Origin of the sequence: Sphingobacterium sp. UBA7855 (assembly GCA_002500745.1) — a bacterium.
GTDB lineage: Bacteria > Bacteroidota > Bacteroidia > Sphingobacteriales > Sphingobacteriaceae > Sphingobacterium.
In genome coordinates this window covers 552,009-576,027 of the sequence record DLST01000018.1, presented here as the reverse complement: position 1 = coordinate 576,027, position 24,019 = coordinate 552,009, and the positions used below count along the sequence as shown (strand labels likewise).

Sequence of the window (24,019 nt, the reverse complement as noted above, 5' to 3'; positions counted from 1 at the left end):
GAGCGGCAATATTAAAGTATTGCAATTGTATTCGCAAATTCTTTTAGTGAAACATCAGTTGGATTGACATCGGTAATCAAATAAGAGATATCCCTTAAAGGGACGACTTTCATTTTTTGAACTGAATTTAGTTTCTCAGCAATACTTAAAATAGCCACTTTTTTTGAGCATTTAATCATGGCGCGTTTGATTTGTACAACCTCCCAGTCGGAGTCAGTAACCCCGTCTTCTACCGAAAGAGAATTTGTTCCTAACAAACAAAGATCGACTTTAAGATCGGCCAATTCATTGGCTACTTGAGCTCCAGAAACAATGTTTGTGTTGCGTGAAAGCTTTCCGCCGACCAAAATGACTTCCAGGTTTGGTTTTTCTGCCAGTTCTAATGCAACTAACGGGCTTATAGTGAAAAATGTACACTGAAGGTGATCAGGTATTGTTCTTGCCAATTCGATTAATGTTGTCCCGCCGCCGACTAAGACTGTCATGCCATTTGAGATTAATGTGCTTGCTTTCTTAGCAATTTCTTTTTTTGCCTCCTTGGCATATACGTTTCCATCCTGAAAAGGGAATTGAAAAGATTTTGATAATGCCCCACCATAGACTTTTAGAACTTTTCCATTCTCGGCGAGTTCGTTTAAGTCACGTCTAATTGTATCTTCAGATACATTCAGTTGAACACTTAGATCTGACGATAAAACTTTGTTATGTAGGTTAATCTGATGTATAATGAATGCTTGTCTTTCTTCCTTTAACATTGGTCTTTGGTTTTTAATCGGAATTTAAAAATAATTAAAAAAATCAGTCTAAATGTAGTGAAAATTATTCTTCCTTTTTGTCAATTTTTGTTACGCCAGCTTTGAACCTCGGTTTGAAGCCTGTGGGTTTACTGGCAGCGGGTTCCTGTGTTTCTGTGCTGTTGTTTTCAGGTTCAGCTTTTACGCTGTTATCTAACTTAATTTCGTCTTTCGTATCGGGCAGCTGTGTCTGTTCAGAAGTTTCCGTTTTGGTTATGCCAGCTTTGAACCTCGGTTTGAAGCCCGTGGGTTTACTTGCAGCGGATTCCTGTGTTTCTGTGCTGCTGTTTTCAGGTTCGGTCTTTACGCTGTTATCTAACTTAATTTCGTCTTTCGTATCGGGCAGTTGTGTCTGTTCAGAAGTTTCCGTTTTTGTTATGCCAGCTTTGAACCTTGGTTTGAAGCCCGTGGGTTTACTGGCAGCGGATTCCTGTGTTTCTGTGCTGCTGTTTTCAGGTTCAGTTTTTACGCTGTTATCTAGCTTAATTTCGTCTTTCGTATCGGGCAGTTTTGCCTGTTCAGAAGATTCCGTTTTTGTTACTCCAGCTTTGAACCTTGGTTTGAAGCCTGTGGGTTTTGGAGCGGCTGTTATTGCCTCGTCGGCTTTTTCTTCTGGTACAGATGTGTTTGCGGCTGCGTCAGGAGCTTTAGTAACTCCTGCTTTGAACCTCGGTTTGAATCCTGTCGGTATTGAATCAGGAGTGGATTCCGCTGAATCAGTTATTTCCTTTTTGGATGTTGCGTTGATTTCATCTTCTACGGCTGTAGACGGAGCCTTGAATCGCGGTTTAAAGCCTGCTGGTTTTGCGGTATGAATACTGGAGGTCTCGGATGCTGTATCAGTGATAACCTGCTTTACAATAGGTTTTGCAATGACAGTTTCCTCCTCTGCTAGATGGAAACTTTTTCGGAGTTTATTGAACCAAAACTTTTTGCTGTGGTCAAAACTCTTTTCCCCCATAGCAGAATAATGCGCTTTAAACTCTTCAAATAAAGGTTTATCTGCAGCTTGTAAAGCTTTTAAATCAATTTTCTTTTTTATGAAAAATTCTTCAAAAGTCATTCTGATACGAGTTTGATTTAGTCTATTACAAATGTAGTAATTTTTCTGACGGTGCTGGGTGGGGTTTTAAATAAAAAAGAGCGACTAGCGCTCTTTTTTATTATTTGATAGATTACTTAACTATGCCATATTATGGTATACAGCTTGAACATCATCATCTTCTTCGATTTTATCGATCATCTTTAAGACATCCGCTGCTTGTTCTTCGGTAATATCTGAATGCGATAAGGCGATGCGTTCCAATTTCGCAGATTTCACCTCAATTCCTTTCTCTTCCAGTAATTTTTGCATATTACCAAAGTCTTCAAAAGAAGTTTGAACAACTGCAACATCATTACCCTCTTCATCAGCTTCTATATACAATTCTTCCAAGCCTCCGTCGATCAACTCTAATTCCAACTCTTCTAAGTCCAGTTCTTCTGTTGCAGCAAAACGGAAAATGGATTTGCGGTTGAAAATAAAATCCAGTGATCCTGTTTTTCCTAGTGAACCACCTGCTTTCGTAAAATAGCTGCGGATGTTTCCTACGGTGCGGTTGGTGTTATCTGTCGCAGTTTCAATTAAAACAGGTACACCATGAGGGCCATAGCCTTCGTATACATATTCTTCATAACCCTTGGAATCTTTCTCTGAAGCACGTTTGATTGCAGCTTCAATACGATCCTTGGGCATATTAACAGCCTTGGCATTGTGTATTGCTGTACGAAGTCTCGAGTTGGTTTCGGGATGAGGGCCGCTTTCTTTAACCGCCATAGCGATTTCTTTACCTAAACGTGTAAATTGAACGGCCATTTTGGCCCAGCGTTTGAATTTCCGCTCTTTTCTGAATTCGAAAGCTCTTCCCATTGTTATATTTTGTTTTTAAGATTTTCAATCATGTCGACCGTCATCTTTTGGATGTCAAATTCTGGCGTCCAATTCCAGTCTTTTCTTGCATAGGAGTCATCTAGACTAGCAGGCCATGAATCGGCAATCTGTTGTCTCGGATCGTTCTCTACGTAAGAGATTGCAAAATTAGGAAGAATTTTTTTAATTTCTTGTGCAAGTTCTTTTGGAGTAAATGTGATACCTCCAAGATTATAACTGTGGCGAATGCTTAGTCTTTCTTTTGGTGCATCCATTAATTCGAGTGTACCCCGAATGGCGTCCTCCATGTACAACATCGGTAATGCTGTGTTTTCAGATAGGAAGCAAGCATAGGAACCGGTTTTTAATGCTTCATAAAAAATGTCTACCGCATAATCCGTTGTACCACCTCCTGGTTCAGTTTTCCAAGAAATGATGCCAGGATAACGGAGGCTGCGAATATCAAGACCACGGTGTTCTTGATACCATTCTATGAGGCGCTCGCCTGCAAGTTTGCTGATACCATAAATTGTGTTTGGATCCATTACACAATATTGTTCGGTATTATTTTTTGGAGAATGCGGTCCGAAAACGGCAATTGAGCTTGGCCAAAATATCTTCGAAACTTTATAGCTCACAGCTAAATCAAGAACATTTAATAAGCCATTCATATTCAATTCCCAAGCTTTTTCAGGGTACTTCTCTCCTGTAGCCGAAAGCATAGCCGCTAGTAGGTATACTTGAGTAGGTTTATATTGTTGAAATAATTTCTCAAGTCCATTTTTGTCAAGAACATTAGCGATTTCGAAATTTTCGTCAGGGCTTTTAATCTGTGGTTCTCTAATGTCAGTGGTTACAACATTCTCTGCACCAAACTTTTTGCGCAATGCGATAGCTAATTCAGTGCCGATCTGGCCATTTGCACCAATGATAATAATGCTTTCTTTCATTTGTAAGTTTAATTTATGAAGCTACTACTTTTACCATCTTGAGTGTCCATGCTCAACAGTATAAAGGAATCGCTCCGCTCATTTGTTCCCATCGATTAGGACAGGATCTAGCCTGACATAATTTACGTTTCATCGTGTAATGAAAATGAAATTTCAACCATGGCGGTTTATGATGCAAATATAAAGGCTTTTCAGTATCTATCAACTGTTAGATGCTGGATGATGTGTGTAAAAAACGTTAATTTATAGACTCTTGGGGCTGTTTTTATGAGATTTTAAACTGTTTCAATCGTTTGTTCTTTTTTTTTGAATAAGCAGCGAAAATTTTTACTTTTTTTGAATTGCTTTAATATTAAATTTTATCGGCTGGTACGTGATGTAGAGATCGTTCTTAGGCAATTAGCGCCAATAAACTCTAAATGTTGTGACATTTTTAGTAGAGGGACTAATATTTTGTTATTTTAATAGTGAAATTGCTGAATATTTTTTAAATTTGAAGAATTCATTCTTCGAGAATCAACTAAAACAAAATCAAATAACAAATTTTATATACACAATTTAAACACAGACAAAAATGAAAGTGGCAGTAGTCGGCGCAACAGGCCTTGTAGGTACTGAAATGCTAACCGTGTTGGCGGCGCGAAATTTCCCAGTAACAGAATTAATTCCAGTAGCTTCAGAGCGTAGCAAGGGTAAGGAAATTGAATTCAAGGGAAAGAAGTATAAGGTGGTGACTCCATCTGAGGCTATTGCTTTGAAACCTGATGTTGCTTTGTTTTCCGCTGGCGGTGATACATCGAAAGAATTTGCGCCTAAATTTGCTGAAGCTGGAATTACGGTGATCGACAATTCTTCGGCTTGGCGTATGGATCCTACAAAAAAACTGGTGGTTCCGGAAGTAAACGGTGATGTGTTATCTGCTGACGACAAGATTATTGCAAATCCAAACTGTTCGACGATACAAATGGTAGTGGCATTGAAGCCATTACACGATAAATATAAAATTAAGCGTGTGGTAGTTTCGACTTACCAATCTGTGACAGGTACGGGTGTAAAAGCCGTCAACCAATTAATGGATGAGCGTGCCGGAAAAGATGGTGAGAAAGCTTATCCTTATCAGATTGATCTCAATGTAATCCCTCATATTGATGTTTTCCAAGAAAACGGCTATACAAAAGAGGAGATGAAAATGATTCTTGAAACAAATAAAATCATGCGTGATGATTCTATTAAAGTCACTGCAACGACAGTGCGCATTCCTGTAATGGGTGGACACTCTGAGTCGTTGAATATCGAATTTGAAAATGACTTTGATTTGAATGATGTACGTGCAGCTTTAGCGGCACAAAGTGGTTGTATTGTTGTTGACGACCCATCTTCACTCCAATATCCGATGCCGAAAGATGCACATGGTAGAGATGAAGTTTTTGTTGGACGTATACGTCGTGATGAATCTCAACCTAATACCCTTAATATGTGGGTAGTAGCGGATAACTTACGTAAAGGTGCTGCAACCAACGCAGTCCAAGTAGCCGAGTTATTAGCTGAAAAAGGATTGATCTAACTCAAGTAGATTCCATAATAAATATGGAGCCCTCATGATTACGTTCATGGGGGCTCTTTTTTATAAACGTTTAATAATTTAGTGCACTTACTTGTTGACTCTGAATCGTGTCCTAAAAGTTTACGGCATCAATGTGCTGGGCTTGATAGAAAACTCAATCTTATCATTTAATGGTGAGTATACTTCTTTACTTTGCTCCTCAAGTCGATCCGGAAACAAGATGCCGAAGAGATGATCGGTTTCGTGTTGAAAAATAACAGCAGTAAAGCCTTCGATATTTTCTTCGATCACTTTCCCTTCTTTATTGATGTATTGCAAGCGGATCGCGTAACTCCTCAATACGTCTTCTTTACGGTTAGGAATAGAAAGGCAACCTTCGGCACCCGTACGTTTTAATTTGGAGCGCCATAGAATTTTAGGATTGATATAGAACTCAAAAGGTTGATCTGGTTTGTCAAATCGCTGTACCCAGATTAGATTTTTATTTATACCGATTTGTGGCGCAGCGATGCCTACTCCAGGGTGATTGGGATCACGTACCGTCGCAAACATTCTTTTGGAAAGTGATTCAATCAATGGGTCGTTGTATTTGAGATCAGTGCTTGTCGCTTTTAAAACTTTCAGATCTTTTTCGTCCGTTGTCTGCAATACACGAAGAATTGCATTTTCACCTCCAGATGAAATGATTTTCTTGTCGGCAGCACTGAATTCCTGGCCTGCATTAAGATTGACCGGCCTTTCGTTTTTTGACTTTTGAAATGCTTTTTCTCCTGCCATAATTTTTGTTTCTAAATTGTTTTCAACTGGGGGAACCGGACAACGGTAACCGTTACTATAAGCGCAATAGGGGTTATATGCTTGGTTAAAATCTATCTCAACGTTGTCTCCTTTTATATCTTCTGTGGATAGATCAATATATCGGCCACCACTATAACTTTCCTGGCCATTTGTTAAATCTAGAAATGGCAAAAATAAATGCTTTTTGTATGCTGGGTTTTGAAATAATGCGACGCTTTGGTAGACATTCAGTACACGTTTTTTACCTTGAAGGATAAATGTTATGATTCCGTATCTTTTGTATTCATTGCTTGTGCCGTCGTAGGTCGGCATCCGAAAAACTGGTTCATCAAACAGAACATCAATTTTGCCCTTGACTTTGTAGCTGACGTCTACAGGAAAGTAATCCAAAAATGCCACTTGATCTGATTTCAATGGACCATATTGTTCTTTCGCCAATTCAGCGGCTTTTTCTTCACGAAGAGTGGTAATGTATTGCTCGTATTTAGTTTGTGCATGCGTATTTAAGCATAAGGCCAACAGGAAACTGGCGACAAGTGTTCTTTTCATTTGTTTAAATATCTTTCTGTCCGATTTTTATGATTTAATACTGTGCCACTTCTTGCCAACATTAGAATTTGACTAAGCGTAAAGGAAGAGATTATAGTTTCAAAAATCAATATCTTTTGTCGTAGCAAAATCGACAATCAAAGTTATTACTTGATTTCGACTATTCAAAACGTTGTTTTTCATTGTTTAACACCGTTGTGCCCAATCTTAATGAGTTGAAATTTGACGTATTCAACTATCCATTTCCATGCAATAGCTGTGATCATTTGCCCAGTGAGTCAATTTCGCTCTCAAGATCGATGTCTCCAAGCCTAAAATCGTCATTGGGATTTGATGAGGTATATACTGGTATAATAAAGATCTGTATGTTTCTACATTACCTTAGGATTTGTATGGCTATAAGTTAGATTTTAGTTAGGGTTTGCTTAGGTTTTACCTATACTATACCTAAACTAACCCTAACTAAACCCTAAACTAAACCTAAGTAAACGTGGAATTAAATAGGACACATAAGAATGTTATTTTAGTGTAAGTAATTTAATCCGATTTTGTTAACGTATAAATGGAACTTCATGCATATATCTCCCAATACTCATATCTAAATTGTACTTTTGTAAAAAAAACATATCCATGAGACTGATGGCATTTGATTACGGTACGAAACGAATAGGGGTTGCAGTGACCGATCCAATGCAAATTATTGCGACGGCATTGACGACTGTACATCCGGAGGATATCTGGACATTTCTAGCAGCGTATTTACAGACAGAGCAGGTAGAAACTTTTGTTGTCGGCAAGCCGCGTCAGTTGGATGGTACCGACTCTGAATCCGCACAGCATGTCGTCGGTTTTATTCGAAAACTGAAAAAGACTTATCCAGCCATTGCTGTCGCTGAAATAGATGAGCGTTTTACTTCTAAAATGGCTTCTGCGGCGATCGCGCAAAGTGGGAAAAAAAAGAAGGACCGTCAACAGAAAGGGTTGATTGATACCGTGTCTGCAACAATCATTTTGCAAAGCTACATGGATAGCCGCAATTTTTAGATACACAACGACTAATACGTCAAACAAGAATGAATAAAAAATAGAAGGATGAAGAGCATATTATTTTTTACCGAGGATACGGATTTCAAATTAAAAGAAAAGGGAAAGATTCGCCAATGGATTGCTGATGCCATCAAAGGAGAAGGATTTAAACGTGTTGGCGAATTGAGCTTTATCCTTTGCTCGGATGCTTACTTGCTTGAAATCAATAAGCAATATTTAAATCACGACACCTATACTGATATCGTTACTTTTGATTCTTCCGAATATGATGACACCATCGCCGGCGATATTTTTATTAGTGTGGAGCGTATTCAGGAGAATGCTGAAAAGTTTAAGGTTGATGTGCGTGACGAGCTTCACCGGGTTATTATTCATGGTGTCATGCACCTGTGCGGTTATCCTGATAAAAAACCGGCAGATAAAGCCAAGATGACCGCCAAAGAGGATGAGTATCTTGGTAAAAGAAACTTTTAAAGATTTCTACGCGGCTTTTTAAACTGAGGCTACCGGCATGACATCGTAATTAAACGCTATAACTTGTCGAGAGACGAAAGGCAAAACATAAAAAAGGGTCTTTACNNGTAAAGACCCTTTTTTATGTTGTTCTAAAGATTAAAATCTTTCGAATTGCGAGAAGAAGAAGTTACCTTCGATAGCAGCATTGTCATCTGAATCAGATCCATGAATAGCATTTGCATCGATTGATTTTGCATATTTATTACGAATTGTACCTTCAGCCGCGTCAGCAGGGTTAGTTGCACCGATCAGAGTACGGAAATCTTCAACAGCATTGTCTTTTTCCAAGATGGCAGCAACAATAGGACCTGAGGTCATAAATTCCACCAATTCACCATAAAAAGGACGCTCTTTGTGTACTGCGTAAAATGCACCAGCTGTCTCTTTAGAAAGTTGAATGTATTTCATTGCGATGATTTTAAAACCACCAGCAATGATATCGTTTAAGATTGCACCGATGTGACCATTCGCTACAGCGTCAGGTTTGATCATCGTAAAAGTTCTGTTAGTTGCCATTATTTTAATTTTTATGCAAAATTAGATAAATTGCATTTCATATGCAATATCCTTACGATTCAGATATACACAATTCTTATTAAACTTAATAGGTTCTTACGGTTGAAATCTTTGTGTGTCACTTCCGATCGCTATTGATATTGAGATAAATGTTTCTTTCTGATCCGTTACCATTGTCTTTTTTGCGCAGACGGTGACAAGCTTTACAATTTATCGATTGTAGAAAAGTAAAAGAACAATTGATCTAAGTTCAATATGAATATGTAACTTTGTGATATTATGGCATTAAATCTAACAGTAGACATCGATAAGGATTCAGGCTTTTGCTTTGGAGTAGTATACGCTATTGATATGGCGGAAGAGATCTTAGAAGAGGATGGTTATCTTTATTGTTTGGGTGATATTGTTCATAATGATGAGGAAGTTACTCGATTAAAAGCAAAAGGTCTACGAATTATCGACCATGCTGCTCTGCCCAATTTGAGCAATGAAAAGGTATTGATCCGTGCCCACGGTGAAGCGCCAGAGACCTATCGTATTGCTTTGCAAAATAATATTACTTTGATAGATGCCTCTTGTCCAGTAGTCCTTAAATTGCAGAACCGTATAAAAACGTCCTTCGATCAAAAGGAGAAGATTTTGATTTTCGGTAAGCATGGACATGCTGAAGTGATTGGTTTGCAGGGGCAGACGAATAATGAAGCCCTGGTTTTTCAGGATATTTCCGAGCTGGATCAAGTCGAGTTGCCATCTTCATTTACACTATATAGCCAGACAACAAAAAGTGTGGATAAATTTTATGCGATCAAAGACGAGCTTATCAAACGTGGGTATGAAGTGAAGGCAAATGACACTATTTGCCGCCAGGTCTCCAATCGATATGAAGATCTGGGTGCTTTTGCGAAACAATATGACAAAATCGTTTTTGTGTCAGGCAAAAAATCGTCCAATGGAAAAGTGCTGTTTGAAGTCTGTCAAAACGCAAATCCAGCAAGTTATTTTATTTCTGATCCAGCCGAATTGGATGCATCGGTCTTCGCTGAGAACGATCGTATTGGTATTTGTGGTGCCACATCAACGCCAATGTGGTTGATGAAAGATGTAAAGGCAACTTTAGAAGCCTTATAAGGGCCATTACCCGTCACAGATATTTCATAATTCCAAGGTTTAGATCCCGGGTGTATTCTTGGTGTATTCTTTTTGTGTAGCTTTGTAAGCTATGAGCAATAAAGGCAAAAAAGGTATTCTTTTGGTACAATTGGGTACACCTGATAGTCCCACTACTCCTGATGTTAGAAGATATTTAACGGAATTTCTAATGGATCCGCGTGTAATTGATATCCCTTACGTCCAACGAACCTTGTTAGTAAAAGGAATTATAGCACTGACACGTGCTCCGAAATCCGCAAAGGTATACAAATCAATCTGGGATAAAGAAACTGGATCACCTTTGATGCATTATAGTATCTTGCAGCGTGACCTGCTTCAAAAAGCGTTGGGAGATGACTACCATGTGGAATTGGCGATGCGCTACCAGAATCCATCGATTGAGTCTGCTTTGAAAAATATGGAAGGTCTATTGTTGGAATCTATTAGGGTCATCCCTTTATTCCCTCAATATGCCTCAGCAACATCGGGATCAGTGATAGACCGTGTGATGGAATTGATTCGCAAATGGAATTATTTGCCAGAAATCAGTTTTGTGAGCAATTTTTGTACGAATGATTTAATGGTAGAGACCTACGCAGATCATGCCCACAGGCATGATTTAGAAAGTTTTGATCATTTTGTTTTTAGTTATCATGGCCTTCCTGTGCGGCAACTTGGAAAAGTTGATCCTACAGGTCAGCTAAAATGTCCCGAATCAGGCTGTGAGTCCTGTAAAGTTACAGTTAATTCATACTGCTATCTTTCTCAATGTTATGCAACAACACGTGCTATTGCTACCAAACTAGGTTTAAGAAAGGAGCAATATTCGCAGTGCTTTCAATCCCGTTTGGGTAAAGAACCCTGGATACAGCCTTATACTTCCGATTTATTGCATGATCTTGCCGCCAAGGGATATAAGAAATTATTAATTTTCAGTCCTGCATTTGTGGCGGATTGTATCGAGACCATTGATGAAATTGGCGTGGAATATGCTAATGAATTTAAACAGTTGGGCGGAGAAGAAGTGTGTTTGGTAGAAAGTCTTAATGATGATCCCAAATGGATTGAATCTTTAAAACAAATGGCACTCAATGCCAAAAATTAAAACAAGTAAAAGATGTTGTTAATAAACGCGTGTGTATTACTCCTATTAGATTTTTATATTTTCTTTGCGCTCCGTGCAACGAAGATTAAGTTCCCCAAAACAAAAGTATTTTCGATCTTGTGGTGGTCTTATTCTGCTTTGCTTCTACTAGGTGTTTTTATCTCCGCAAAATATAGTATTCCTTTAATCGTAAGGTCGGTGATCTTGGTGGCCTTTTTTCTAACGGCGGCATCCAAGATATTTTTCTTTTTGATTTTGTTAATTGATGATATCCGACGTGGCGGTGTATGGGTAAAACGTCTTTTTGTAAGGAAGAAATCAGTGGAGGATTTAGTCGAAGATGCCGGAGACCCTTTACCAGAAAATCCAGTCAAAGGAATTAGCCGATCGGAGTTTTTGACCAAAGCAGGTATTCTAGTAGGTGCCTCTCCCTTGATCCCGCTGAGCTGGGGTATTATTTCAGGAGCTTACGATTATCGTGTCAGAAGAGTTCCTTTGTATTTGCCTAATTTGCCGAAGGCATTTCACGGTATGACGATAGCGCAGATATCGGATGTGCACTCTGGATCTTTTTACAATAAGAAGGCTGTCAACGGAGGGATTGATATGCTATTGAAAGAAAAGGCTGATGTGACGTTTTTTACTGGTGATATTGTGAATGCACAAGCTTCCGAAATGCGCGGTTATCAAGATATTTTTGCACGTGTAAAATCTGATTTAGGCGTATTTTCTACACTGGGTAACCATGATTATGGCGACTATTATTATGGTAAAGAAGATTCTCCTGCAAAGCGCAAGAACCTCCAGGATGTGATCGATGTTCATAAAATCATGGGCTGGGATCTTTTAATGGATGAAAATCGTAAAATTAAAGTAGATGGGGAAGAACTTTGTATCGTAGGCGTTCAAAATTGGGGTACAGGCCGCTTCCCGAAGCACGGAGACATTCAGAAAGCTTTAATGGGCACCGAAGAACAGTCTGTTAAATTATTGTTGTCGCATGACCCTTCTCATTGGCGTGCTCAGGTATTGGACACAGATGTGGATGTGATGTTTGCCGGTCATACGCATGGTATGCAATTTGGTGTCAGGTCTGAAATGTTGCAATGGAGCCCGGTACAATACATCTATAAAGAATGGGCGGGATTGTACCGTGCAAAACAGAACAAACGACTATATGTCAATGTTGGCTATGGCTTTTTAGGCTACCCAGGACGTGTTGGCATTCTTCCTGAAATTACCATATTCGAATTGTTAAAAGCGCAGGACCCGAAGTTTAAAGCATAAAAAATCCCCTTTGACTTTTCAGTTAATATAGCTATAATTGTGTATTCTGTACACCAGTTATACATGACATGCAATCAACTTTAAACTTTGGGGACTCTCCCCACACACGCGTTAATATTCTTACCGGGGAAAAAGTACTTGTGTCTCCACATCGTAGTAAAAGACCATGGCAGGGACAAGTGGAAGATCTTCCGGGAGATAACAGACCTGAATATGATCCGAAATGTTACTTATGTCCCACCAATCAACGGGCAGATGGTGATATCAATCCAGACTATAAAGAAAGCTTCGTTTTCGTGAACGATTTTTCAGCTTTATTAAAAGATACAAGCCAGCAAGAATTTAATGAGGACGAATTGTTTGTCGCAGAGACTGAAAGAGGGATCTGTAAAGTCATTGCATTCACGCCCCGCCATGATCTCACTCTGCCAGAAATGGATCAAGAGGCAATAAAAGCTGTGGTAGATCTTTGGCAAAAGGAATTTGTGGATCTCTCCAAGGTTGAATGGATCAAATACATTCAGATTTTTGAGAATAAAGGTGCAATTATGGGATGCAGTAACCCACATCCACATGGACAGATTTGGTCACAAAACCATTTGCCTGTAGAAATTCAAAAAGAATGTGTTCAGCAACAGAAGTATTTCGATAAATATCAGCGCACCATCCTGTCAGATTATGTTAAAGCTGAACTAAGTAAGGAAGAACGAATTATCGACGAAAATGATTCATTTGTTTCCCTGGTTCCTTTTTGGGCGGCTTGGCCTTATGAGACGATGATCGTCAGCAAACGGGCTATTCAGAATATTGCTGGCTTTGACGATAAAGAAAAGGCCGATTTTGCGGTTATACTCAAGCTTTTGACGACACGTTACGACAATCTTTTCAAGACATCTTTCCCTTATTCCGCTGGAATGCATCAGGCTCCAGTCAATGACGGCGACCATCCCGAGTGGCATTGGCATATGCACTTCTATCCACCATTGCTGCGTTCTGCAACAGTGAAAAAATTTATGGTCGGTTATGAGATGTTAGCAAACCCCCAACGTGATATTACACCAGAAGTTGCCGCTGAACAGTTGCGAAATTGTTCGACAGTACATTATAAAGCTAAATAAGATGATAACAAAAGATACAATTGTAAACAAATTTAAAGAGCACTATCAAGAAGAACCACTAGTGGTTACTTCCCCCGGACGCATTAATATTATCGGCGAACATACCGATTATAATGATGGCTTTGTATTGCCTGCAGCGATTGATAAGGCAATTTATGTTGCTGTAAGTAAGCGATCGGATGATACGATCGTATTGTATGCAGAAGACTATCAGGAACGGCACGAAGTGAAAATAGCAGAGATTGCTATTTCGGAAAAACATTGGCCAAACTACATCCTCGGAGTGGTCGATCAGTATCAGAAACGCGGAGCAGTATTAGGTGGATTTAATCTTTATATCGATGGTGATGTGCCGCTAGGAGCAGGCTTATCATCTTCGGCAGCTGTTGAATGTGCGGTTACCTTGGCCCTAAGCGAATTATTCAATCTGCAGGTAGAGCGACTTGATATTCCTCAGATCGCGCAGAAGGCTGAACATACATATGCCGGCGTGATGTGTGGTATCATGGATCAGTTTGCGTCGGCTTTTGGTAAAGAAAAAAATGTTATTAAGCTAGATTGCCGTACGTTAGGATTTGAGTATGTTCCGCTAGATCTGAAAGGATATGAAGTTGTATTATTGAATACCAACGTAAAACATTCATTGGCATCTACCGCTTATAATACACGCCGAGAGCAGTGCGAGCAGGCTTCTGCATGGATACAGGAGAAATACCCTGAAGTCAAAAACTTGCGTGACGTAACTGTCGAGATGCTAGATGAATTGGTGAAAGAAAAAGATGCTGATATTTATGCGAAAGCAAGTTTTGTTGTCCGTGAGAATGAGCGTGTAGAGAAATCTTGCGATGCACTACGTTCTGGCGATGTTGTTCAGTTGGGGCAATATATTTTCGAAAGCCACGAAGGTTTGAGCAAAGTATATGAAGTCAGTTGTGCGGAACTGGATTATTTAGTGGATTATGTCAAGCAGTTTCCGGAAGTGATCGGAGCCCGAATGATGGGCGGCGGCTTCGGCGGCTGTACCATCAATATCATTAAAGAGGGAGTACTGCCTTCCATTTTGCCAACACTCGAAAAGGAGTACAAGCAGAAATTTGATAAAGAACTCTCTGTGATTCAGGTCAGGATTGCGGATGGTACTCGTGTACTGTGATTGGATCGTATTAAAGAGGGGGATAGCAAGTTCATGTTATCCCCTTTTTTTTGTTCTCCGCGATAACGATCTAATGGATAGATCCTAGTTAATCTGGTCCAAGGCTTGTTTTAAGTCGGCGATTAAATCATCGATATGTTCGATCCCAACGGAGATGCGTAGCATTCCAAGTGTGATTCCCGAAGCTTCTTTCTGTTCCTTTGTATGATGGCGTCCCCACATACTCGCAGGGTGTACAATAAGGGATTCAACACCACCTAAACTGGCAGCATTAATAAATATGTGCAAGCCATTGATGAGTTTCTGTGCATTTAAAAATGCCTCCTCCTCATTTTTACCATCAACATCGATGCAAAGCATGCCCGAAAAGCCTTTCATTTGTTGGGCTGCAAGCTCATGTTGTGGATGGTTGGCTAATCCAGGGTAACTGACCTTTTTTATTTTTGGATGTTGATCCAAAAATTCGGCCAGCTTCAGCGCATTGGTATTGATCTGTTTGACCCGTAGACTTAGTGTTTTTAATCCGCGTAACAATAACCAGGAGTCAAGAGGTGCAAGTGATGCCCCTAAAGCGACAGACCGTTTCCATACATGCGCAATATAGTCCCGTGTGCCGCACACGATACCTGCAGTGAGATCACTATGTCCACCCAAATATTTCGTAGCGCTATGGACAACGACATCAATTCCAAAATCTGTCGGTGTTTGGTTAATGGGGGAGGCAAAGGTATTATCGACCATGCTTTGAATCCCATGCTTTTTGGCGAGTTCTCCGATCGCTTTTAGATCCGTGATATAGAGGTTGGGATTGGATGGAGTCTCTATATATATCAGCTTGGTATTTGTCTGAATAGCTTTTTCAAAAGCTGAAACATCTGTTTGATCCACAGCAGTAACTGTAATCCCATAATCCGTTAAGAACTCCTTAAAGAAAATAGCCGTTCCGGAATAATGTGCATGCTGGGCGACAATATGATCTCCCGATTTAACGATAGCCAATATGGCCGTACTGATCGCTGCCATACCAGTTGCAAATACTAGTGCATCCTCTGTTTTTTCCAACTTCGCTAAGATGGTGGCCACTTGACTATTCGTTGGATTGCCATGGCGATGATAAAAATAAGGATGCTTTGGTTCGGTAGCGGCTTTAATATACTCCATTGGATCTGGGTCTGCAACGTAGGTTGATGTCTGATAGATTGGAGTGGTTACTGCAGATGTCTGGTTGAATTGCTGTCCTTCATGAACGAGGATTGTTTCAGTATTGCTTGTCATGCTAATGGTGTTTATTGATGCTTATGATGCCTTATTCCTCCATAACAAGATTGCTCAATAGCGAGAGTAAGTAAATCCCCATTTGTGTGGAAGTACTTTTGGTACTAGTCGGAAAGAATAAGGCGTTTCCTGCATACCAAATATAAATAAAATCTACAGAAGGAGTAGATTTTATTTATACCTGAGACATTTAAATGTCTTATAACATTTCTCTCAAGAGGTTCAGTGCATATCCAATGGTATTCACATTGTTCAACGCCAAACGGAGCTGGCCTTTAACTTCTTTCAGGTTGCTGATCTCTGGATGGCTCTGTACAAAAGATAATACGCGGCCGAATTGGTCTGACTCAAAGTAGCTTGATTTAGGATTACTGACAAAGTAAGCTTTCAGCGTATGTTTTTTGTACGCTATTTTTTCGAAGCCGATCGTTTTACCAAACCACTGCAAACGGAGTGTATTGAATAATTCAAATACTTCACGTGGAATAGGACCAAAGCGATCTTCAAGCTCCTGCTCAAAGGCTGCCAATTGCTGCTCGTTTTCCAGTTTGGACAGTTCGGTATACAGATTATATCGCTCCGTAATATTTGTCACATATTCGTCGGGAATCAATACCTCGAGGTCTGTATCAATCTGTGTAAAGGAGACATATTTTCGTTCTTTTTCATCGGCGAATACTTCCGAGAACTCGTCTTCTTTAAGCTCCTGAATGGCCTCGTCTAAGATTTTATGATACATTTCGAAACCGATTTCGGCAATAAAACCAGATTGTTCGCCTCCTAGGAGGTTTCCCGAACCGCGTATATCCAGATCGCGCATGGCAACATTAAATCCAGAGCCCAGTTCCGAAAATTCTTCTATCGCTGAAAGTCGTTTGTAAGCCTCCGGTGTTAAGGTTGACAATGGTGGACTGAGGAGATAACAAAATGCTTTCTTATTGGAACGACCTACTCGACCGCGCATTTGGTGTAGATCGCTCAGGCCAAACATATGTGCGTGATTGATAATGATCGTATTGGCATTTGGAATATCAAGACCCGCTTCAATAATCGTAGTTGCAATTAAGACATCAAAATCATGGTTGATAAATTTGAGCATTACATCCTCAAGTTCATCGCCTTCAAGCTGGCCATGAGCCACACCGACCCGGGCTCCGGGGACCAGTTTACGGATTAAATTGCCCAGCTGCGGAAGATCCGCCACACGATTATGGATAAAGAATACCTGCCCACCTCGATCAAGTTCGTAGCTGACTGCCTCGCCGATCAATGTTTCATTGAAAACGTGCAGTTCTGTCTGTACAGGCTGCCGGTTGGGGGGAGGAGTGGAGATAATACTTAAATCGCGGGCCCCCATCAATGAAAAGTGCAATGTTCTTGGAATTGGTGTTGCTGTCAGTGTTAGCGAATCTACATTCGCACGCATAACTTTCAATTTTTCCTTTACAGCAACGCCAAATTTCTGCTCTTCATCAATAATCATCAGGCCGAGGTCTTTAAACTTAACATCTTTGCTCACAAGACGGTGTGTGCCTATAATAATGTCTATTTTTCCTTCGGCAAGCCTTGCTAAGGTATCTTTAATCTGTTTGGTCGTTTTAAAACGATTGATGTAGTCTATATTGCATGGAAGACCCTTCAGTCGCTCCGAAAATGTACGGAAATGCTGCAGTGCAAGAATTGTCGTCGGTACGAGTACGGCAACCTGCTTACTGTCTGCTACAGCTTTGAAAGCCGCACGGATGGCAACTTCCGTTTTTCCAAACCCGACGTCCCCACAGATCAATCGATCCATTGGATGTGGCGATTCCATATCTTTTTTTACATCAGCAGTAGCCTTTTCCTGATCGGGTGTATCCTCATAAATAAAGGAGGCTTCCAATTCATTCTGTAAGTAGCTATCGGGTGAAAAAGCATTTCCGTGCTGCGCTTTGCGTTTGGCATAGAGCATAATCAGGTCCCGCGCAATATCTTTGACCTTTTTCTTGGTTGTCTTCTTGAGTTTGTCCCAAGCATCCGTACCCAATTTATTCATTTTGGGGACTGTGCCCTCTTTGCCTGAATACTTTGAGATGCGGTTTAAGGAGTTGATGTTTACATACAAAAGATCATTATCTGCATAGATCAGACGGATCATTTCCTGAGATTTACCGTTAACATCCACTTTTTCCAAACCTCCATATCGGCCGACACCGTGGTCAATATGGGTAATAAAATCGCCTGGTTTGAGATCTCTTAAATCCTTCAGCGTAATTGCCTGCGAACGCTCGTAAGCCTTCTTACGTTTGTATTTATAATACCTGTCAAATATTTGGTGATCCGTATAGCATGCCAGTTTTAAACTGTCGTCTCTAAAGCCCTCCCGTAAGGCTTTATGAATCGGGATGAAGGTTGCCGATTTGTCAAGATCTTCTAGAATGGTATAAATACGCTCAACCTGTTTCGTTGAATCTGAAAAGATAAGGTTTTGGATGCGTTGGTCTTCATTCTCCTTGAAATTATGGATTAAAAGATTAAAATCTTTATTGAAAGAGGGTTGCGGATGGATATCGAACTTAAAGGTATTCTCTGCTTTATAAAAGAATTGTTTGCCGAATTCGACGATCGGGAATTCAAAGAATAAGGCATTGAGATTCTTCTCATCTGTAAACTCATGGGCTGGGTTATGCCATTCGGGATTATCCTTTTTCTGCTTATCTGTTAGCCCCACCCATAATTTTTCCGCTTTCTTTAACCCATCTTTTACAATATCTAAAGTGAATTGAGCGTCTTTTATCCAGATCGTGGCGCCCTGATCAATATATTCTAGCAGCGAAATGTGCTGTGATGTCAAGAATTTAGCCTGAACGTTAGGAACAATGGTTACTTTGTGGATCTTTTTGACGGAAAGCTGCGACTCAATGTCAAATGTCCGTATGCTTTCAATATCGTCGCCAAAGAATTCAATACGGTAAGGAAGATCGTTCGAAAAAGAAAAAATGTCTACGATGCCTCCTCGTATCGCAAACTGTCCAGGCTCATACACAAAGTCTACGCGATCAAAATCATATTCAATCAAGAATTCATTGATGAAATCAATACTTAAAGCAGTATTCTCTGTTATTTCCAACGTATTCTTATCCAAATCACTTCGGTTGATTACTTTCTCCGCAATGGCCTCAGGGTACGTAACAACCATTTTAGGTAATTCTGAGGTATGATTAAGCGAACTTAAAGTCTCTGCACGCTGCAATACGTTGGCAGAGTCGGTCTGAGTAAAATCAAATGCTTTTCGATAAGACGAAGGAAAAAAAAGGACCTGCTTATCCAGCAGGCTTTCCAGATCGCTTAAAAAATAAGATGCGTCTTCATGGGTCGGTAAGATAAACACCATTGGACGTTCCTGTAAGTTGTAAGAAGATACCGCTATAAATGCATCAGATGAGCCAATAAGTCCTTTAAGCTGAATCTTCGGATTTTTGGATTGCATAGCCTTGGTTAGCGACTGGACGGATTCGCTTTGACTGTATTTTTCTAATATTTCTTGAATTCCCACGAGCAAAAATTTCGAATAATTGCGAATTTAGCGAAATACTATTAAGTATTAGGTATGAAGTGCTAAATTTTTTGGTAAAAAAATAGCAGGTCTGCTCGTGATAAGGGTGTGGTTTTTGTCCGGACTAGATTAACTAATCGATGAGTCTTGACGAACGTTATCTCGCTAGGTAAAAGGTATAGGCGAAAGCGAGTAAAACTAGCAATGTAGCTAAATAAATTAATTTATATTGCTCGTAAGCAGTAACGTGGAAGGATCCAATTTTAACGCGGTTTTTGCTATTTCTCATAATTAACTTAGGTCGATATCAATCTTCTGTTCACTAATATAGCTTTTTAGCGTCGTATTACCAAAGGCATTCAATGTATTTTGGAAATATTCCCGATAGTCGAACTGAAAGTCCTCATGAAGTTTACTGTATTTGCCGACCGCATGCTTTATACGGCCTGTGATATATTTATGTAATTTGTGCGCAGCAGATTGATAAGAGGAATCAAAAAGTCTGTCGTAATCCACGATCGTTCTTTTCAGGATATAGATCCGAAATTCCACCTCACTAACTTTATCCTTAGTGACTTTTTCGTGTTCATTGACTAGGCCACTAGCCTGTTTGACAAGTTTACTGAGCCCAATAAAATTACTGTGATGGGGCGTATTGCCAATTTGGCTTACACTAGTATCGAACAGTTGTGCCAATTGCTTGCGTAGTTTTTCAATACGTTCCTCCAAGTCATCTGCATTCTCCAATAATTGGAAATGCAATTGTTTGATCAGCATTTTGTCCTTGCTTATCAGACGTACGAGAAGCTTGTCTTTCTCCTTTTGTGGCAAGTCAAGAACAGCCTTCTTTAATTCGGGATCCTGATGTAAGGACATAACGCGTTTTTTTTTATGTGAAAGAGAGCGGTTGAAAATATAATTCAGGCACCGATATGGGGAGCCTGAATTATAGCAATCGTTTAATATAAGATTCTAAATTTTATTGTATTCTCGATCTGTTTGAGTTGTTTCAAAAGATCTTTATCGTATTCTCCTTGTATATCTGTTACCGCATATCCGATGTCACTTTTGGTCATTAGAAATTGGGCAACAATATTGATGTTATTTTGAGCATATACCTTGTTGATTTGTGCCATGATTCCAGGAACGTTTTTATGGATATGGAGCAATCTGGTTACCTGTTTCACTTTGGGTAGAATCAGATTCGGAAAATTACGGCTAAGGTACGTGTCGCCATTATTAATAAATTCAGCCATTCGACGAGGAATAAACTCTGAATTCTTCTTTTTATTTTTCTTGTCGTCGAAAACGACAATACCTTTGGCGTTACAGATCTCCTTATTGATGTGACCTTTGATATCGCCCAAATACCCGATCGTTTTTAATTTGTCAGCCTGCTGAAGCAGCTCATCACTGATGTCAATATTGCCGCCCAATAGTAGCATACCGACATCTTTGATATACTTTTCTTCAATGGTATCCTTTATCCGAATTGAAAAGCCATCTCTTTTCAAGATATGCGCTGCTATTTCTGGTACATCGCCCACGATCAAACATAGGATACGATTCTTGGGATAGGATATTGCACGGGGAAGATCATTGACATACAGGAACTCGTCAAAACTTGGTGTAATGAAATCGGCTTTATCAGTCACGCTTTTACGTTGAATATTCTCAGTGAATGCAAAAAACTTTTCAATTAATCCCGACTCTTTTAATTGGAAGTCGGAATATCCGTCGCCTATGCCAAATAATTTTCCTTCAATTTTTAATTGTCTCAATAATTGCACTTTTCCACCTTCATTTGATAGTGGATTCTCTTCGTCAAAACCGATAATATTGCCTTTTTCATCGAATCTGAATGTGTTGGCATAGATATTTTCCGTCTTTATATGGTAAGGGGTAACGACAGGTGTTATAAACTCTTTAAAACCTCCTGAAACAATCCATGCGGTATCAGCATTTTTTTTGAAGAATTCACGATTTCGCGAAAAAGAAGTTGATACCTTCTTTTTAAGATGTGAAACAAGTTTATCTAGATGAGTTTTATTGGCATTTAAGAGTTTTACGCGGCCGGCCAAAGCTTCGCGAAAAGATAGTTTACCCTCCATCGCGAGATTGGTATACCGCTCGATTTCCAGGTAGATAGCCTCGCGATCGGGATGATTTTCCAAAGAGATTCGTGCAAGTTCATCAAGCGCTTCTACTTGCGTAAATGTACTATCAAAATCAATGATGTAGTAGTTTTTCATTGTATTATTTTTTTATGAAACAATGGTGAATAATGCATCCAAATACTGATCTCCCATATCGGCATTTCCCTTAAAAAATATTGATTAAAGGAAATAAAAACTAGTTAGGGGATCGTTATTGGATGTCTGTTACGCACGATGAATCAAGGTTTGGTTGTTAATATGTTATAGTTTACTGTTTGTTATATAATGCTGCAATTTCTTTTAAGGTTTGTTCCAAAGGGCGATAACTGTGATTAAGAAGTGCTTGGATTTTAGCATTGGAATACTGCAATTTAGCGCTGGAAGCAACTGCCGTTTCTTTTGTTAAGGTTGCATTTGATTTTTTAAATACGGAAAGCAAGCTGGATACTGTAGACGCAATTTGAAGCATCGTTTCTGACACTTCGATTGTCGGTTCAGGCTTGTTCATTAATACACTTGCCACACTCAAAAGATCTTTGTTGCTAATATTCAGATTATTGATGATATAGCGTTCCGCAGTAACATCCTCTTTTTCCATCAACTGAATCATGATTGAAGCAACGTCTTCTACATCAACAACGCCAACGCTTCCTGTAGGATAAAATCGTAAGCCTTTATCGATCTTCGAAAATATAGCTCCAGAGCCTTTATCGCTAGCGGAGGCTCCTAAAATTAAAGAAGGATTCACAATAACTGCATTCAAACCTTCTGTTATACCGCGCCACACCTCCATCTCTGCCTGATATTTGGATAGCGAATAGTTAGATGTCAGTGAATTGTGTTCCCATTGATCTTCTTCGGATACAGGAATGTTGTTCCTATTTGTACCCAAAGCGGCAATAGAGCTTACATGTAAGAGACGAATGCCCTTTTCAAGGCAAAGGTTGACTACGTTTGTCGTACCTTCAACATTCACCTTAAAGAGTGATTTAGCATCCTTTTTTTGGTAGGAAACCATTGCAGCACAATGATACACTTTGTTGACCCCTTCGAGAGCATCCTCGAGTTCAAAATAGTTGTTGATATCTGCGTCGATCCACTGAATCAAAGAAGAAGATAACAACGGGGTAGGAATAGTCGATTGAGCTCTTTTAATGGCAATTACGTCAATTCCTTGGTCTATCAACTGCCTAATTAGTGTAGACCCTAAAAAACCTGTTCCTCCAGTTATTAATATCACTTGATAAAGATACTGTTAAAAATAATGTTTTCAAAAGTTAGTTAATAAATGGATATTTGTGTGAATTGTATCTTGAAAAATAAGATATTTTACAAATTATAGCTTATGTCATCACTGTCCGTATTCTTTCGTCCAATTTCAGTTATAAGTTTTGCACCCGAGCATGGCTTCTTAAGTTCTCAATTAGGAAACGTTATTCAAGCCTATGAATCAGAATTCCCAAATTGGGAAGGAGATAAAAAGCCACACTTAGCTATTGTTGGGGTAGAAGAAGACCGGGCTTCACTGAATAATAACGGAACAGATAAAGCGCCAGATGCTGTACGAAAACATCTATATGCGCTCTATCAGGGAGATTATAAGATGAACATCGTTGATCTGGGAAATATCAAAGCCGGCAATACAATTCAAGATACCTATATTGCTTTAAAATCCGTAGTTGAAGAGTTGGTGAAAGAAAATATTGTCCCCATTATCATTGGAGGAGGGCAGGATCTTACTTATGCCCAATATTTGGGGTATCAAAATTTGGAACGGAAAATAGAGCTAGCGGTTATCGATGCACGTTTTGATATTGATCAGGAAAATGCTGAAAATGTAAGCTTAACCTCTCGCTCTTATGTGAATCATATTATTCTACATCAGCCAGACTATTTGTTTAATTTGAATTCCATAGCCTATCAGACCTATCTTGTCAGTAAAGAATCTATTAATATGTATGATAAGCTATTCTTCAACGCAACACGAGTAGGGATGATTGCTGGTAAAATGGATCAATCAGAGCCACTCATTCGCGCAGCCGACCTCATTAGCTTTGACATTGGTGCTATTCGATCTTCCGAAGCGCCAGGGAATGCCAATGCGATTCCGAATGGCTTATATGGCGATGAAGCTTGCCAACTTGCACGTTATGCTGGGATGTCAGATAAATGTTCTTCCATTGGTTTTTATGAATTTAATCCAACATTTGATCCAATGGAGCAAACAGCGATGTTAGTATCTCAAATGATATGGTGCTTTATTGATGGCTACTATAACCGTAAGCAAGATACGCCTTTGTATCCCAAATCATCTTATATCATCTATCGTACGACACTGGAACACGAAGCGCACGAATTGGTCTTTGTAAAGAGTAAAAAATCAGACCGTTGGTGGATTCAAGTTCCCTATTTTGGTTCAAAATCGGTCAATGAACGCTATTATCTAGTCCCATGCCGGTATGAGGACTACCAATTGGCGATTTCTGGCGAAATGCCCGACTTGTGGTGGAAAACACATCAAAAATTGCAATAATGGCTTTGAATGAAATCTCGCTATTATACTTTCCGATAGAGGGCAACTTCGATTATGAAAATTGT

Annotated in this window: 20 protein-coding genes; 9 read left to right on the top strand and 11 right to left on the bottom strand. The window is 39.5% G+C overall.

The window, feature by feature from the left end; genetic code table 11:
• Positions 1–11: 11 nt before the first annotated feature.
• The 4 genes from B2107_RS18585 to B2107_RS18570 form a co-directional block, all read right to left on the bottom strand.
• Complete coding sequence (locus B2107_RS18585; RefSeq protein WP_046673148.1) at positions 12–755, bottom strand: DeoR/GlpR family DNA-binding transcription regulator; 744 nt, start codon at positions 753–755, stop codon at positions 12–14.
• Between the two features lie 64 nt (positions 756–819).
• The gene (locus B2107_RS18580) at positions 820–1,857 is read right to left on the bottom strand and encodes a hypothetical protein (protein ID WP_293957230.1); all 1,038 of its coding nucleotides are present in this window, start codon (positions 1,855–1,857) and stop codon (positions 820–822) included.
• 120 nt (positions 1,858–1,977) lie between these two features.
• On the bottom strand, positions 1,978–2,703 hold the full coding sequence (locus tag B2107_RS18575) for a YebC/PmpR family DNA-binding transcriptional regulator (RefSeq protein ID WP_293957229.1): 726 nt from the start codon (positions 2,701–2,703) through the stop codon (positions 1,978–1,980).
• Between the two features lie 2 nt (positions 2,704–2,705).
• On the bottom strand, positions 2,706–3,653 hold the full coding sequence (locus B2107_RS18570) for an NAD-dependent epimerase/dehydratase family protein (protein WP_209578416.1): 948 nt from the start codon (positions 3,651–3,653) through the stop codon (positions 2,706–2,708).
• A 574-nt stretch (positions 3,654–4,227) separates the two neighbouring features.
• Between B2107_RS18570 and B2107_RS18565 the strand changes: the two genes are divergently transcribed.
• Positions 4,228–5,217, top strand: coding sequence for an aspartate-semialdehyde dehydrogenase (locus B2107_RS18565; RefSeq protein WP_209578418.1), 990 nt, complete (start codon positions 4,228–4,230; stop codon positions 5,215–5,217).
• A 120-nt stretch (positions 5,218–5,337) separates the two neighbouring features.
• Here the strand turns inward: B2107_RS18565 and def are convergent, their stop codons facing one another.
• Positions 5,338–6,564, bottom strand: coding sequence for a peptide deformylase (def, locus tag B2107_RS18560; RefSeq protein ID WP_293957228.1), 1,227 nt, complete (start codon positions 6,562–6,564; stop codon positions 5,338–5,340).
• Positions 6,565–7,194: 630 nt separating this feature from the next.
• On the opposite strand from def, the gene ruvX reads away from it, so the two are divergent.
• Both ruvX and ybeY read left to right on the top strand, forming a co-directional pair.
• The gene (gene ruvX / locus B2107_RS18555; protein WP_209578422.1) at positions 7,195–7,608 is read left to right on the top strand and encodes a Holliday junction resolvase RuvX; all 414 of its coding nucleotides are present in this window, start codon (positions 7,195–7,197) and stop codon (positions 7,606–7,608) included.
• A gap of 48 nt (positions 7,609–7,656) precedes the next feature.
• A complete protein-coding gene (ybeY, locus tag B2107_RS18550; RefSeq protein WP_046671590.1) occupies positions 7,657–8,085 on the top strand; it encodes an rRNA maturation RNase YbeY in 429 nt (142 codons plus the stop codon).
• 138 nt (positions 8,086–8,223) lie between these two features.
• Here the strand turns inward: ybeY and B2107_RS18545 are convergent, their stop codons facing one another.
• The gene (locus B2107_RS18545; protein WP_209578426.1) at positions 8,224–8,643 is read right to left on the bottom strand and encodes a nucleoside-diphosphate kinase; all 420 of its coding nucleotides are present in this window, start codon (positions 8,641–8,643) and stop codon (positions 8,224–8,226) included.
• 279 nt (positions 8,644–8,922) lie between these two features.
• On the opposite strand from B2107_RS18545, the gene B2107_RS18540 reads away from it, so the two are divergent.
• From B2107_RS18540 to galK, 5 genes are all read left to right on the top strand, one after another.
• Positions 8,923–9,771, top strand: coding sequence for a 4-hydroxy-3-methylbut-2-enyl diphosphate reductase (locus tag B2107_RS18540; RefSeq protein WP_293957227.1), 849 nt, complete (start codon positions 8,923–8,925; stop codon positions 9,769–9,771).
• 91 nt (positions 9,772–9,862) lie between these two features.
• A complete protein-coding gene (gene hemH / locus B2107_RS18535; RefSeq protein ID WP_293957226.1) occupies positions 9,863–10,897 on the top strand; it encodes a ferrochelatase in 1,035 nt (344 codons plus the stop codon).
• Positions 10,898–10,909: 12 nt separating this feature from the next.
• Positions 10,910–12,184: a metallophosphoesterase gene (locus B2107_RS18530; protein WP_293957225.1), complete on the top strand. Its 1,275-nt coding sequence runs from the start codon at positions 10,910–10,912 to the stop codon at positions 12,182–12,184.
• Between the two features lie 68 nt (positions 12,185–12,252).
• Positions 12,253–13,302: a UDP-glucose--hexose-1-phosphate uridylyltransferase gene (locus B2107_RS18525; protein WP_293957224.1), complete on the top strand. Its 1,050-nt coding sequence runs from the start codon at positions 12,253–12,255 to the stop codon at positions 13,300–13,302.
• Between the two features lies 1 nt (position 13,303).
• Positions 13,304–14,455, top strand: coding sequence for a galactokinase (gene galK / locus B2107_RS18520; RefSeq protein ID WP_293957223.1), 1,152 nt, complete (start codon positions 13,304–13,306; stop codon positions 14,453–14,455).
• A gap of 84 nt (positions 14,456–14,539) precedes the next feature.
• Here the strand turns inward: galK and B2107_RS18515 are convergent, their stop codons facing one another.
• The 5 genes from B2107_RS18515 to B2107_RS18495 all read right to left on the bottom strand — a co-directional run bounded on the left by B2107_RS18515 (position 14,540) and on the right by B2107_RS18495 (position 22,661).
• The gene (locus B2107_RS18515; protein ID WP_293957222.1) at positions 14,540–15,730 is read right to left on the bottom strand and encodes a trans-sulfuration enzyme family protein; all 1,191 of its coding nucleotides are present in this window, start codon (positions 15,728–15,730) and stop codon (positions 14,540–14,542) included.
• 199 nt (positions 15,731–15,929) lie between these two features.
• Complete coding sequence (gene mfd, locus B2107_RS18510; RefSeq protein ID WP_293957221.1) at positions 15,930–19,265, bottom strand: transcription-repair coupling factor; 3,336 nt, start codon at positions 19,263–19,265, stop codon at positions 15,930–15,932.
• 291 nt (positions 19,266–19,556) lie between these two features.
• Complete coding sequence (locus tag B2107_RS18505; protein ID WP_293957220.1) at positions 19,557–20,141, bottom strand: hypothetical protein; 585 nt, start codon at positions 20,139–20,141, stop codon at positions 19,557–19,559.
• 83 nt (positions 20,142–20,224) lie between these two features.
• Positions 20,225–21,517 (bottom strand): HAD-IB family phosphatase, encoded by a 1,293-nt coding sequence (locus tag B2107_RS18500; RefSeq protein ID WP_293957219.1) that lies wholly within the window; start codon positions 21,515–21,517, stop codon positions 20,225–20,227.
• A 172-nt stretch (positions 21,518–21,689) separates the two neighbouring features.
• Positions 21,690–22,661 carry an NAD-dependent epimerase/dehydratase family protein gene (locus B2107_RS18495; protein ID WP_293957218.1) on the bottom strand — a complete coding sequence of 324 codons (972 nt, stop codon included), beginning with the start codon at positions 22,659–22,661 and terminating at the stop codon, positions 21,690–21,692.
• 105 nt (positions 22,662–22,766) lie between these two features.
• Here B2107_RS18495 and B2107_RS18490 point away from each other — a divergent pair, with 105 nt between their 5' ends.
• Complete coding sequence (locus B2107_RS18490; RefSeq protein ID WP_293957217.1) at positions 22,767–23,954, top strand: formimidoylglutamase; 1,188 nt, start codon at positions 22,767–22,769, stop codon at positions 23,952–23,954.
• Positions 23,955–24,019: the final 65 nt, after the last annotated feature.